This window comes from Brucella pecoris (genome assembly GCF_006376675.1).
In the GTDB taxonomy this organism is placed as follows: Bacteria; Pseudomonadota; Alphaproteobacteria; order Rhizobiales; family Rhizobiaceae; genus Brucella; species Brucella pecoris.
Genome location: NZ_VEWK01000009.1, coordinates 61,918 through 74,381, shown reverse-complemented (window position 1 = coordinate 74,381; position 12,464 = coordinate 61,918). Strand labels below are relative to the sequence as shown.

Below are 12,464 nucleotides of genomic sequence, written 5' to 3'. Positions count from 1 at the left end.
TTCAATCTCGTCGAATTTCGGGCTGCGGGGGTGCCGATTGCAGCGGTTTCGTTGTGTTGCGCTATCAATAGTGGACCCTCCTATCGATGAAAAAGGTCTGGATACCGGAAAAAATCAGAATAAATGTCAGGAAGACAAGCGTCAGGGCAGCGGCGTAGGCAGTCGAGAAATACTGGAAACCTTCCAGATAAATCGCATAGAGGATCACATTGGTAGAATCCTGCGGACCGCCCCGCGTTATAGCAACCACAGTATCAAACACCTTGAAGGCGGTGATCGACGTCGTGATGAGGACGAACATCGTTGTCGGTCCGAGCATGGGCCAGGTTACGGTTAGAAACCTGTCGATCACGCCCGCTGCGCCGTCAATATCTGCGGCTTCATAGAGATCTTTGGGGATTGAGGAGAGCCCCGCCAGAAACAACACCATATTGAAACCGACGAGCTGCCAGATGCCGATGACCGCTAGCGTCGGCAGCGCATAAGAGGGATCGCTGAGAAAATTCACCGGTTCGCAGCCCAGTGCAACGATAACTGCGTTGATAGGGCCGAGAGTAGGGTGGAGTAGAAATTTCCAAACCGACGCCATTGCGATGAGGGTCGCGGTGACTGGCAGGAAGAATATCACCTCATAGATCGCCCGACTTTGTTTTCTGCCGTGAATGAGGAGTGCAAACAAAAGGCCGAGACCAACCGAGCCAGGAACGACGATGGCTACGTAGATGAAGGTATTGAAAAGCGACCGTCGAAACGCATCGTCCTGCAAGGCGCTCGAAAAGTTCTTGAGGCCGACAAAATTCAACGCAAGGTCACCCAGTTGATAGTCGGTGAGGCTCAAAACGATCAGCATGATCAGAGGCACGATATGTAACAGCAGGAGCAGCAGCAGTGCTGGCCCTGCAAGCCCGAGCCCTGTCAGTTTCTCGATGAAAACTCGCCCCCCCTTTCCGAAGATAAAGGCATTTTCAGACGATGGAGCCATGTTTCGGCCTCCCTGCCTCATCGCCCGATAAAAGCACAGGCGTTTTTTCCACCCGACGTCCATCGGGACCGAAAATATGACAAAGAGCGGGATCGAAGGTGAGCCGGACGGCATCCCCTTCATGGATAACGTTATGAGAAGAAGCCGCCCGTACGATAAAGCTGTTCGCGTCAGTGCCGGTCAGATCGAAATGGTAGAGGAATTCGGCCCCCAGATTCTCCATGCGGCGCAAGCGCGCGTCGATGATCGACCGGCATGCGGATGTCCGCTCGTTCGTAAGCAAGCTGAGCGCCTCTGGCCTGATACCCAGGATCACATTCTGGCCCTGGGCCAAATCGACGGCGATACCGAGGGATCTGCCCTGTATCTCCACGCGACCGCCTTGTCCGACGGTGGCAACCATCGTGTTTATTGTCGGGCTTCCAATAAAACGGGCCACTTCCAGATTGGCGGGTCGCTCGTAAAGCTCAGACGGTGTTCCAAGCTGTTGTACCTTGCCGCCATCCATCATCGCGACACGATCCGACATGGTCATGGCCTCGGTCTGATCATGGGTGACATAAATGAAAGTCGCCCGCATGCGCCTATGCAGTTCCGTCAGTTCGGTACGCATATGGACGCGCAGTTTTGCGTCCAAATTGGACAGCGGTTCATCCATAAGGAAGGCACGCGGCTGGCGAACCATTGCTCTGCCAAGGGCAACGCGCTGACGTTGCCCGCCCGAAAGCTGAGCGGGTTTTCGCCCAAGAAGAGCTTCTATTTTCAATTGCGCGGCGACGGATTCCACCTGTTCGCCGATCCCGTGCATCAGCCTTTTACGCCGCGGTGACAGATATTTCAGAAGTGGAATTCGCTCGAAGAGACTCAGTTTTTCAACCGTTAGCGGAACGGCGATATTGTCGAAAACAGTCATATGTGGATAGAGCGCATAACTCTGAAAAACCATGGACACTTTGCGTTCGTGGGGACGCAAATGGTTCACAGACGAACCATCCACGCAAATCGTGCCGGAGGTTTGGCTTTCCAGACCGGCAATAATGCGCACCAAGGTTGATTTCCCACAGCCGGAAGGGCCGACGAGTGTAAGAAACTCCCCGTCACGGATCGAAATATTGATATCATCCAACACCCGAAGAGTGCCGAACGATTTGCTTATGTTCTGAATATCAACCTGGGACAAAAGCTCTCCTCCAGCATTCGTCGTCCGCCAATTTATCGCGGGGGGTAAACTTCGTGCACGACGTCGTCGATCCACATCATCGTCAGCTCTGGCAGATGGATGCGTTCGAATGTGAAACCCGCATCCGAGAATTCATAACGCACCGCGCCAAGCTGCTTTTCACCGCCCAGCGGCGGCTGCATGTCGGGACCGACTGCGAACGCAGCCGACGGACACCAGACGAATTGAACCCCATCGAGAACAAAATCGTGCGAAAGATGAAGATGGCCACTGGCAATGAGATCAACGCCGAAACGCTTGACCAGATCCTCCAGTCGGCCACGTGGTTCACGCTTGACCGACCAATAACCATTATCGACGTCATCCCAACTATTTATGAACAACGGCTGATGACAAAACCATGCGATGTGGCGGCCATTCGCATTATCCATCTGTTGTTCCAGCCAATGAAACTGCTCTTCTTCGGCTGCTAGACCAGAACTAAGGATCATGGAATCAAAACCGATCAGGCGCCAGTTTCCCTCGTCTTTCACCCAAAAATCCTTGCCAAACCGGCGGTTCCAGCGCTCCAAACGACGATTGTCAGTCGGCTGATGCACGCTTTTCGGTTCACCAACATCGTGATTTCCCGGAACGACAAGCATCGGAGCTGGCAGATCCGCCATGATCTCGTGACAGAATACAAAATCATCATCGACATCCGCACCATCCACGCTGATGTCGCCGGAATGAATAATGAGATCCGGATTCTGACTGACAAGCCATTCTCGCAAGGGTTGCCAGTTGCCCACGAAATGCGCCTTCTGGCGGCCGAGATGGGTATCTGAAATCTGTATGACGCGGGCCATTTTTTGTTCCCCAGATTGTAAACTGATTAGATCAATTCACCGCATCTATTAAAAAGCTTACAGTTGTTGGTGCAATCTTGCAAATGTAACACGGCGTTCAAGCCACCCTGTTCGCTTCACCGAGCACGTTATTGGCCGCAGATATCGCGGCCAGCAATTCTGCTGCACCATTGGCGATGAACGATGCCCCACTGGCCATCAGAAGGGATGCGCGATCAGGCCTCGGATCTGCCGGATCGACAAATCCTATTGCCACAGCTCCGGCCTCTACAGCGGCGACTATTCCATGCGGACTGTCATCGATCATCACGCAATGCTCCGGCCTGACCTGGAATTTCTCCGCGCAAAGCAGAACAAGGTCTGCAGCGGGCTTGGGCCTGGCCACCATTTGAGCGCTGAACACAGCCGGATAAAAATGCTCCCAGAGATCAAGCCTTCCCAAGCTTTTCTGCAAACGGTCTGGAGAACTGTTAGAGGCCACACATTTAGGGCGATTGATACTCGCAACCACCGCATCCATGCCCGGCATCGACCTAAGCGAACGGCCGAATTCCCGGTAGAGGTTTTCGTGCCAGGCTTCAAAACGCGCATCAACGTCCGTCAAACCGAACTCTTCTTCGCATATCCTGCGAATTGTCGGTTCCGAATTGCCAGTGAACCTGACATGCGCCTCCCGCGCGTCAATAGATATTCCGGCTTCCTGCAGCATTTCGGCAAGCGTCCGGCTGGCGAGGGGTTCACTATCGATCAGCACGCCGTCGCAATCGAAAATGACCAGCGCAATATTCTCGGGCTCGTTCGTCAAGCACATGCTGTTCATCGCGATCACCAAATTGCACCAAAATTGAGTCGGCAGGAGAAACCACGAAGCGGCTTCATCGTCTGGTTTGCTCGTGGCATAGCCTTCTTCTCCCATTGGCTTTCGGTTGTTGCCTTTAATCTAGAAGAGCGTTCATACAAGTGTCAATATTAATTTACACTTGTAAATTCCTATGCGATATGAGTTGGAAGGGAAGAAGGGCACGCTATGCAGCCGATCATGCAAATATCTTTTCGAACAAGGAAAGCGCTGCTAATCAGGGATGGACAGACGTCTTCAAACCAGGACGCCGAACAGCGAATTTGCATGACGGGAAAATGAGGTCCAGACGATGAACGGGAAGCCGACGCAAAATTCTTCAGTCGTTCACGCTGACGAGCGAATGCAGATGCGTGTAGTGTGGCAGTACTTCATGGAAGGCCGCACTCAGGGAGAAATAGCCCAGGCACTTTCCACCAATCGATTGCGCATCAACAAGATCATTGCCGAAGCGCGCCGGTCGGGGCTGGTGACGATCACGCTGAACTCCCGACTGGCTTCGTGCGTCGAACTTGAACAGCAGCTTGTAGCCGACTTTTCTTTGCATCATGCAAGCATCGTACCCACGCCCGACAACGCCGATCTCGTGCCGGTTCTGGTCGGGCAGGCAACGGCCGATTATCTTGTCACTCAACTGAACACCACCGAAATATCGGGAATCGGCGTTGGCTGGGGCGCTACATTGCGTGAAATGGTGCGCCATATTCCAATGATGAAGCGCCCTGACATCTCCGTGAACTCAGTACTGGGTGGGTTAACGCACGGGATCGAAATCAATACATTCGACATTGCGAGCGATCTTGCACGCCAGCTCAATGCCCAGTGCGCCTATCTCGCAGCACCGATCTATGCCGGCAGTCCTCAGTCGCGGGACGCGATCGTAAGCCAGGATGTTTTCGAGAATGCCTTCGAGCAGATTCGAAAGAACGATATTATCATCGTCAGTATCGGCGACATGACCCCGCGCTCCCTGTTAGTGCGCTATGGATTGCCCAGCGATGTCAAGCTGGAGGAGTTGATCGCGGCAGGTGCTTGCGGCGATATCATGGCGCAGTTTATCGACAAGAACGGATCGCCGATCAATCATCCGATCAATCAGCGCGCTATAGCGCCTTCCTTCGACACTTTGAAAAACGTGCCAACGGTAGTGTTTGCCTCGGGCGGCCTCAACAAGGCTGAGGCGCTTGCCGCAGCTCTGCTGTCCGGGACCGGCAACGTACTTATTTCCGACGAAGAAACTGCACGGCTCGCCAGCCAGATCGCGCTTGAAAGAAAGCGTTTGGGTTGAGAGGCACGCTTGGGACAGATCAGCATCTGTTTTGTTCTGGCTTCATGACTCTTGGCGCGTCGTCGGCGATCGTTCCGCTGCGTGTTCTTCACCCTGCTCCAGTTCAAACTGAAGCACGATCAAATTCAGCATTTATGAATCCAGTGGCTGCTCTGTCACCGGTCGGTATTGCGATCGCGATTTGCCATGCTGCGTGTCCCGATAAAGGAAGCGGAAGAAGAAGACATCGCCCGTTCCACGCAGGAGTCTGGCAAATATCGCGATCAGGAGCACGGAGAAAATCAGACGTCCAAACAGCACTACATAGATATCCGCGCCAAGAGCCACCACGATCAGCGTATCTTCGATCAGGCTGTGGCAGAGGCCCATGAAACTCGACGCGAGAAAGACATCCCGAGGCTGAATGTGCCCGCGTTGCGCTTCGCGAATGATGAGGCCCCCGCCATAGGACAGACCCAGCACCAGCCCGACGACGGTCAATGGAGCGGCATCCTTCGCTATGCCGAGCAGGCGCAACAGGGGCGAAAGAAGCAGGTTCAGGAAGCGCGTCACATCAAGCGCATCCATTGTCCTCAGCACGGCTACCAGACCAAGCAGAACAACAAATATCCAGACCAGCGTGGAAGCAGTGTCGGCGACGAAGCTGCTCCAGCCTGAATCGTAGTGGCCCGGCACCCAGCTCGGCGCAGCCGGTTCCGCCAACCAGCCGGTATGGCTGGAAATCAGGTTGATCCCCCATGCGAAGACAAGCCCGCCGCCAAGCCGGATCAGGGTAGAAACGATCAAGCGCGGCCCCGCTTTTTGCACGATACGCTGTTCAATGGGAATGGCGTGGGCGAAGAGGAAGAGCGAACCGAGGATCGTCACCTGCGCTGTGGTCAGCGTGTCGACCGGCAACACGGCGAACATCACCACCGCCCCGCTCCATACGCCAACGAGCAGGTTCATCGCCCAGACGAAACCCGCTTCCGGAGGCAGTCCAACGAACTGCATGACCGGAGCGAAGGCGGGCGAGATGGCCTTGATCAAACCCATCTCGATTGCCAGTTGTGTCAGGACCATCACCGGCAGCATGATCTTGATCAGCGTCCAGTAGACGCTGATCGCTTCGCGCAGGATAACCATGCCGAATACTGTCAGTCGCTTTGCCAATCCCCCGGCCATCGCATCTCCCCCGCTTTTATCCGGAGCACGCGACGTCTCAGGCCGTTTCACGCACGACGGATTGCGTCTTCGCCGCGGTCATCGTGGCGATTTGCGTCTCCGATACAAGCGTTCCATTGGAGAAAACACGCAAATGCGGTGTTCCGCCGGCCACGAAGCCGTCGATTCTTTCGGCTTTGGCGAGCAGAAAATCAGCCCGTGCGCCCCGATGCAAGCCATATTCCTTGAGCCCCATGAGTTTTGCAGGGATCGCCGTAATCATCGCGTAGGCAGTGGCAAGTTCGTCGCCCTTGAGATGCCCCGCGAGCAGGGTCCAGCGTGCGATTTCCAGCATGTCACCGGAACCGGTCGGAACGAAAGGGTCTTCGATATTGTCGGAAGCAGTGGCGATAGGCACACCGGCCCGCACGATCTCGGCCACCCGCGTCAGTCCGCGTGGCGGCAGCTTGTCGCAATCGCGCGCCTGCAGATAAAGATTGGCCGCAGGCAGCGTGACAACACCGAGCTTCAACGCGACGATCTGTTCAAGGATTGCTTCGAAATCCGGCCGGTCCATCGCACTGAGAACCGAAGCATGGCTGAGCACGGTGCGCGCCTCCAGACCATAGCGGCGGACCCGCTCGAAAACAGCATTAAAAAGCGGGCGTTGCGGGTTGAGATGTTCATCGAGATGCAGGTCGACTGGACGGCCATGCCGCGCCGCAGCGGCGAACAGGATATCGAGATAACGCTCCGGGTCTTCCGCCACTGCGGGCGTGCCCCCAACGGCATCAGCCAGCGCGACCGCGCGATCGATATTGGCCTCCAGCCAGTCCAGATCCTGCCCCGGATGCGGGATCATGAAAGCTACAAGCTGCAGCTTCACCCGGTCGGCCCAGTCCGATCGTAGTTTCGCTAGCGCCTCTATACCGTTGAAGCCCGCATCCTTGTCCACATTCACATGGCTGCGGATAGCCGTGGTGCCGCGGCTGAGACAACGCTCAATGGTTCTGGATGCCCGCTTGAAAATATCGTCGGGCGGGGCCTGTCGTGCATATTTTGCGAAAGCATCGCGCGCGCCCTGCAAAGTGCCCGACGGGTTGGGCGCGAAACGCAGTACGCCTGTCTTGTCGAGGTGCTGGTGCATATCCACCAGACCCGGCGAAACAATGCAGCCTTCCGCATCGATGAGCTGCATGTCGTCTTCAAGCTCGATGTCGGACGCAATATCCAGGATGACGCCCTTTTCGGAAATCAACATATCGGCCTGTCGGACATCCCTGGCGCCGACTGCGACCATACCTCCCCGGACAAGACGACGGCGCGGCGCGGCGGATTGCTGGAACAAATTGTCCATCGTGAAACCTCATTATCTGAATGGAACTGAAAGGGTAGAACGGCCTTATGTCGCCTGCCGCCTTCGGCGATGTCTGTGACGGCGGGTGCGAAGCTTCCGCTCGCAGGCCGGGCAGTACGCCCGGCCCCGTAGCTGGTTATGTTCAGCCGCCGTCTGTCTGGGACTTCGCCACGGCCAGATGACCATCATGTGCCTGATTGCGGTCTCCCAAACCGTTAAGGACAAGATTGAGCGTCACTGAAACCACGCAAGCGACCACGACACTCGAATGCAGGATAGACTGCGTCCAGTCCGGCAGTTGCTGGAACAGATTGGGTGACATGATCGGAATGAAAGCGATGGCCAGCGTCAGTGCGACAATCAGAATGTTGTACTGATTATTCGCATAATCGACCTTGGACAGCGACTGGATGCCAGCCGCCGCGACAATGCCGAACATCGCCACTGCTGCGCCGCCGAGTGCCGGTGCGGGCACCGCCGCGAGGACTGCACCGAACTTTGGAAAGAAGGCGATAACGCACAGCATAAAGCCGCACAGGGCGACAACCCAGCGGCTGCGCACGCCGCTCAAAATGATGAGCCCGACATTTTCCATATGAGCAATGAAGGGGAACCCTGCAAAGACACCGGCAACCGCGCTGGCCAGACCGTTGGCGCGCACGCCATCGGCGACCTGTTCAGGCGTCACATCCTTGTCAACGATCTCGCCGATCGAAATGAACAGCCCCATGGATTCAACCGTCTGGACGATCATGACGATGACGATCGTCATAAAAGGCAAGACGGCGAAAGTCGGCAGACCGAAATGGAACGGCGTTGGAACAGTCACCCAGGGAGCGGTTTCGACCGGACTGAGATTGCCCATCCCCAGGAGAAAGGCGACGATAGCCCCTGCCCCCATGCCGAAAAGCACGGCCAGATTTTTCAGGAGCGGAGATCCAAGCCGATTGAATGCAAGGATGACGATCAGGACCAGCAGCGCCACGCCCAGAAAGGCCGGATCGCCGAAATCGGACTGGCCCCGCCCGCCGCCTGCCCATTGATAGGCTTCCGGCAGAAGCTGCACCCCGATGGCGGTGACAATGCAGCCCGTTACGACCGGCGGAAAGAAGCGTCGCAGATGGCCGGTGATCGGTGCGATCAGCATGATGAAGATGCCGCCTGCGATCACGGCTCCGCAAATCCCCGCTATCCCCACCCCCGGCATGGAGCCGATAGCGATAATGGCCGAAACACTCGAAAAGGCGACACCATTCATGATCGGGAGACGCACGCCGAAACGCCAGAACCCGATGGTTTGCAACAGCGTCGCGATACCTGAACAGAAGAAGGTAACACTGATCAATATGATGGTTTCTTCGGAGCTGAAGCCGAGCGCATTGGCGATAATCAGCGGCACCGCAACCGATCCCACATAGGACACAGCAACGTGCTGCAGCGCCAGAGTGAGCATTTTCTTGGCTGGTAGTATTTCATCGACTGGATGTATTGCAGATGTCATCGTTGTTCCCCTTATTGAGTCAATTTCCAACGACTTGTGGCCGTTCCTTTCGTGACGTCTTGTCTTGACGTTTTCATCGCCTGTTCCATCAAACCGGCTTCGGAAATCATCCCCGCACCAAGCGATGCAGCGAATAAACTCCCGGCTCCGAAGCCGGTCGACTGCGGGTCATTATGCCCGACACGCTTCTATGCGGGCCTGCAACGAAGCCCGGTCGAGATTGCGCCCGATGAAGATCATCTTGTTCGAGCGCTGGTCTCCGGCCCATGGATGATTGGGGCGGAATTCGATCTCGTTGTGGACGCCGTGCAGGACATAGCAATAGTCATCGTCCTGCACGGAAAAGATGCCTTTCATTCGGAACAGATTCTCGTTGTTCTGTCGCTTGAGTTCTTGCACCCAGCGTGAAATTTTCTGCGGGTCCATATTGCCCGGAAGCTCGATGCCGACCGACGTGACTGACACGTCATGCGTATGGCTGGCATCCCCGAGCCATGCATGGTCGTGACCGTGATCCTCGTGGTCATGAACGTGACCATCGCCGTGCCCATCACCATGGTGATTATGATTGTGCACGTGCCAGTCGAAATCGATCTCGGCTGCCATTTTGCGATTGCGGTCGAAGGCCGCCAGCCCCAGGATTTTGGTCAGATCGATCTGCGCATAGCTCGACAACACGATATCCGCAGTTTCGTTCAGGTGGCGGATGCGTTTGGTCACATCAGCGATATCAGCATCCTGCGCCAAATCCACCTTGTTGAGCACGATGCGGTCTGCACAGACGATCTGATCGACCGCCTGATTGTCGATGCCATCCAGATGAATATCGTCCAGATGCTGGCGGATGTGCTTGACGTCGACCAGCGTGATGACACCATCGAGATTGGTTTCGTTGCGGATCGGATCGTCAAGGAAGAATGTCTGTGCAACCGGATAGGGATCGGCAAGTCCGCTCGTCTCGATAATGATATGGTCGAGACGCTCGGGTCTGGCCAGCAACTGACGTATAACCCGCAAAAGATCATCCCGCGCCTCGGCCACACAGCATACGCAACCATTGGTCATTTCGAAGATTTCTTCCGTACTGCCGACGACCAGATCGCCATCAATACCGATTTCCCCGAATTCATTCTCGATTACGGCAATCTTCATGCCGTGATTTTCCTTCAGGATGTAGTTCAGCAGCGTCGTCTTGCCGGAACCGAGAAAACCGGTAAGCACGGTGACCGGAATCTTGTCCTTGACTGTCTTCAACATCGTTTCTTCTCCCTTGGATTTTCGTTATCAGGGCGTCTTGAGCCACCGCCGCACGCCACCCGTCTCAAGATCGAAAAGATCGAGAACCCGGCCCACCGTGTGATCGACCATCTCCGCGATGCTCGCGGGCCTGGCGTAAAATGCCGGAACAGGGGGCGTGACGATTGCGCCCATCTGGGTGACGGTCAGCATGTTAGCGATATGGGTTTGCGTCAAAGGCGTTTCCCGGACCAGAAGCACTAATTTGCGCCGTTCCTTCAACGTGACGTCGCCCGCCCGGCTGATCAGGCTTCCCGACAGGCCGTGCGCTATTTCCGCCAACGTTTTCATCGAGCATGGCGCCACGACCATACCCATGGTCCTGAAGGATCCGCTCGAAATGCTGGCAGCCATATCGTCGGACTTGTAGAGATAGTTTGCCAGATCACGGATATCGGCGAGCTTATAGTCTGTCTCGTGGGTCATGGTCAGAAGCGCCGACCGGCTGACGACGACATGGGTTTCTATCTGGAGCCGCTGCAGAATTTCGAGAAGGCGAAAGCCATAGACGAAGCCCGATGCGCCGCTGATACCGACGACCATGCGTGGGCGGTATTCGTCTGGTCTTGGAGAAATGGCATTCATGTCACCGCTCCCCTCAGTTTTACCCCGGCCAGACTGCCCACCAGATCGCGCGCACGTCCCAGCGCATCGTCGCCGATGACCGCACGAATACCGTGGAAATCCGGGCTTCGGGTTGCATCGAGGGCGAGCCGTGACGTCGTGCCGTCGGCGCTTGAGGAAGGATCGAGCGGGCTACCCGGCAGACCGTCAATCCTGAAGAGATCACGATGCGGCTGGAAATGCGTGGCCAGTGCCCACAGCACCTGGCTGTCCTGGGTGACGTCTATATCGTCATCAACCGCTATTACGGTCTTCAAGTAAGGGTCCCAGCCGAGAAGGCCGAGCATGACCTGGCGCGCCTCGCCGGGTCGGCTTTGCTTCAGCGCCACATAGCAATGAAAGTGCGTGCCGGAAGTGGGGTAGTGCAACCGCGTCACCGATGGGAACCGTGCCTTCAGCTTTTCGAACATTTCGGCTTCCCGCGGCAGGCGAGCAAGGTTGAGATGCTCATCCGTCGCGCCGCCCACCACATCGACCAGCCAGGGCGCCTTGCGACGCATGACCGCCGTTATGTGAAACAGCGTATTGGTCGAACGATCCGAGGAATAACCGGAAAACTCGCCGAACGGGCCCTCCTCGACATGTGCGTTAGGGTCAAGGTGCCCCTCCAGTACATATTCCGCCGCCGCCGGAACGCCGATGGCGTAGCGTGGCGTCCTGACAAGACGTAACGGCTCGCGCATCAGCCCACCAGCAACTGCACGCTCATCGGCACCGAAAGGCAACCTTGCCGAAGCGGCCAGCATGAAAAGCGGATGCGCTCCGATCACCATCGCGACCGGCAACGGGCGACCGGCTTCACGCGCCGTCTGATACATGCGCCATAAATGACCGCGTGAATGCAGGCTCGTTGCCAGCGCCGACTGGGAGTGCCGCATCGATCTGTGATAGCTGAGATTGGCGATACCGGTTTCCGGATCGCTCGCAACAATGATCGCATTTGTGATGTAGGGTCCGCGGTCACTCTCGAAATGCCGGATCATCGGCAGTTTGTCGAGATCGACGTCCTTGCTCTCATCGACCTGTTCCATTACCGGGCCGTCGGCAACATATTCAGGCTCGATCGGAGTGTTGGCGCGTTTCTGATACTCGCCATGAAGCTCAGAGACACTCGTTCCGAAAATGCGGGCGATCCGTTCGCGCGACGCGAACACATTCGTGACCAGCGGCACCTCGCTGCCCGGAACCTGATCGCAGACCAGCATGGGTGTCTTGCCTTTTTCGGCCAGCGCGGCCACCAGAGCGGTGACATCGCGACCATCCTGCAGAGGTTCGCGGATATGAACAACGTCATCGGGATAAAGTTGCCGGTAGACGTTCGCGAAACCCTGAAAATCCTGTGTTCCCGTCTTGGTGACTGAATGCAGCTCGTTCATGACTCCTCCC

General features: G+C 56.3%; 11 protein-coding genes. 1 reads left to right on the top strand and 10 read right to left on the bottom strand.

Annotated elements, in window-relative coordinates:
* Positions 1-64 precede the first annotated feature (64 nt).
* The 4 genes from FIB18_RS16445 to FIB18_RS16430 all read right to left on the bottom strand — a co-directional run bounded on the left by FIB18_RS16445 (position 65) and on the right by FIB18_RS16430 (position 3,830).
* Positions 65-982, bottom strand: a complete 918-nt coding sequence (locus FIB18_RS16445) for a carbohydrate ABC transporter permease (protein ID WP_140021733.1) — start codon at positions 980-982, stop codon at positions 65-67.
* The gene (locus FIB18_RS16440) at positions 966-2,162 is read right to left on the bottom strand and encodes an ABC transporter ATP-binding protein (RefSeq protein ID WP_140021732.1); all 1,197 of its coding nucleotides are present in this window, start codon (positions 2,160-2,162) and stop codon (positions 966-968) included. Before FIB18_RS16440 ends, FIB18_RS16445 begins: the two co-directional genes overlap by 17 nt.
* A 32-nt stretch (positions 2,163-2,194) precedes the next feature.
* Positions 2,195-3,010, bottom strand: a complete 816-nt coding sequence (locus FIB18_RS16435) for a metallophosphoesterase family protein (RefSeq protein ID WP_140021731.1) — start codon at positions 3,008-3,010, stop codon at positions 2,195-2,197.
* A 97-nt stretch (positions 3,011-3,107) separates the two neighbouring features.
* The gene (locus FIB18_RS16430) at positions 3,108-3,830 is read right to left on the bottom strand and encodes an HAD family hydrolase (RefSeq protein WP_140021730.1); all 723 of its coding nucleotides are present in this window, start codon (positions 3,828-3,830) and stop codon (positions 3,108-3,110) included.
* Between the two features lie 331 nt (positions 3,831-4,161).
* Between FIB18_RS16430 and FIB18_RS16425 the strand changes: the two genes are divergently transcribed.
* The gene (locus FIB18_RS16425) at positions 4,162-5,157 is read left to right on the top strand and encodes a sugar-binding transcriptional regulator (RefSeq protein ID WP_140021729.1); all 996 of its coding nucleotides are present in this window, start codon (positions 4,162-4,164) and stop codon (positions 5,155-5,157) included.
* A gap of 132 nt (positions 5,158-5,289) precedes the next feature.
* On the opposite strand, the gene FIB18_RS16420 is transcribed toward FIB18_RS16425, so the two are convergent.
* From FIB18_RS16420 to FIB18_RS16395, 6 genes are all read right to left on the bottom strand, one after another.
* The gene (locus tag FIB18_RS16420; protein ID WP_140021728.1) at positions 5,290-6,321 is read right to left on the bottom strand and encodes a nucleoside recognition protein; all 1,032 of its coding nucleotides are present in this window, start codon (positions 6,319-6,321) and stop codon (positions 5,290-5,292) included.
* A 37-nt stretch (positions 6,322-6,358) separates the two neighbouring features.
* Complete coding sequence (locus FIB18_RS16415) at positions 6,359-7,657, bottom strand: amidohydrolase family protein (RefSeq protein WP_140021727.1); 1,299 nt, start codon at positions 7,655-7,657, stop codon at positions 6,359-6,361.
* A 142-nt stretch (positions 7,658-7,799) separates the two neighbouring features.
* A complete protein-coding gene (locus FIB18_RS16410; RefSeq protein ID WP_140021726.1) occupies positions 7,800-9,158 on the bottom strand; it encodes a nucleobase:cation symporter-2 family protein in 1,359 nt (452 codons plus the stop codon).
* Positions 9,159-9,329: 171 nt separating this feature from the next.
* Positions 9,330-10,415, bottom strand: a complete 1,086-nt coding sequence (locus FIB18_RS16405; protein WP_140021725.1) for a CobW family GTP-binding protein — start codon at positions 10,413-10,415, stop codon at positions 9,330-9,332.
* Positions 10,416-10,442: 27 nt separating this feature from the next.
* On the bottom strand, positions 10,443-11,039 hold the full coding sequence (locus FIB18_RS16400; protein WP_140021724.1) for a UbiX family flavin prenyltransferase: 597 nt from the start codon (positions 11,037-11,039) through the stop codon (positions 10,443-10,445).
* Positions 11,036-12,454 (bottom strand): UbiD family decarboxylase, encoded by a 1,419-nt coding sequence (locus tag FIB18_RS16395; RefSeq protein ID WP_140021723.1) that lies wholly within the window; start codon positions 12,452-12,454, stop codon positions 11,036-11,038. The genes FIB18_RS16400 and FIB18_RS16395 overlap by 4 nt, the downstream gene beginning before the upstream one ends.
* Between the last annotated feature and the right edge of the window lie 10 nt (positions 12,455-12,464).

Excerpts from the sequence above, each read along its gene's own strand:
- FIB18_RS16445 (WP_140021733.1), bottom strand. The coding sequence starts at position 982 with ATGGCTCCATCGTCTGAAAATGCCTTTATCTTCGGAAAGGGGGGGCGA.
- FIB18_RS16435 (WP_140021731.1), bottom strand. The coding sequence starts at position 3,010 with ATGGCCCGCGTCATACAGATTTCAGATACCCATCTCGGCCGCCAGAAG.
- FIB18_RS16430 (WP_140021730.1), bottom strand. The coding sequence starts at position 3,830 with ATGAACAGCATGTGCTTGACGAACGAGCCCGAGAATATTGCGCTGGTC.
- FIB18_RS16425 (WP_140021729.1), top strand. The coding sequence starts at position 4,162 with ATGAACGGGAAGCCGACGCAAAATTCTTCAGTCGTTCACGCTGACGAG.
- FIB18_RS16420 (WP_140021728.1), bottom strand. The coding sequence starts at position 6,321 with ATGGCCGGGGGATTGGCAAAGCGACTGACAGTATTCGGCATGGTTATC.
- FIB18_RS16415 (WP_140021727.1), bottom strand. The coding sequence starts at position 7,657 with ATGGACAATTTGTTCCAGCAATCCGCCGCGCCGCGCCGTCGTCTTGTC.
- FIB18_RS16410 (WP_140021726.1), bottom strand. The coding sequence starts at position 9,158 with ATGACATCTGCAATACATCCAGTCGATGAAATACTACCAGCCAAGAAA.
- FIB18_RS16405 (WP_140021725.1), bottom strand. The coding sequence starts at position 10,415 with ATGTTGAAGACAGTCAAGGACAAGATTCCGGTCACCGTGCTTACCGGT.
- FIB18_RS16400 (WP_140021724.1), bottom strand. The coding sequence starts at position 11,039 with ATGAATGCCATTTCTCCAAGACCAGACGAATACCGCCCACGCATGGTC.
- FIB18_RS16395 (WP_140021723.1), bottom strand. The coding sequence starts at position 12,454 with ATGAACGAGCTGCATTCAGTCACCAAGACGGGAACACAGGATTTTCAG.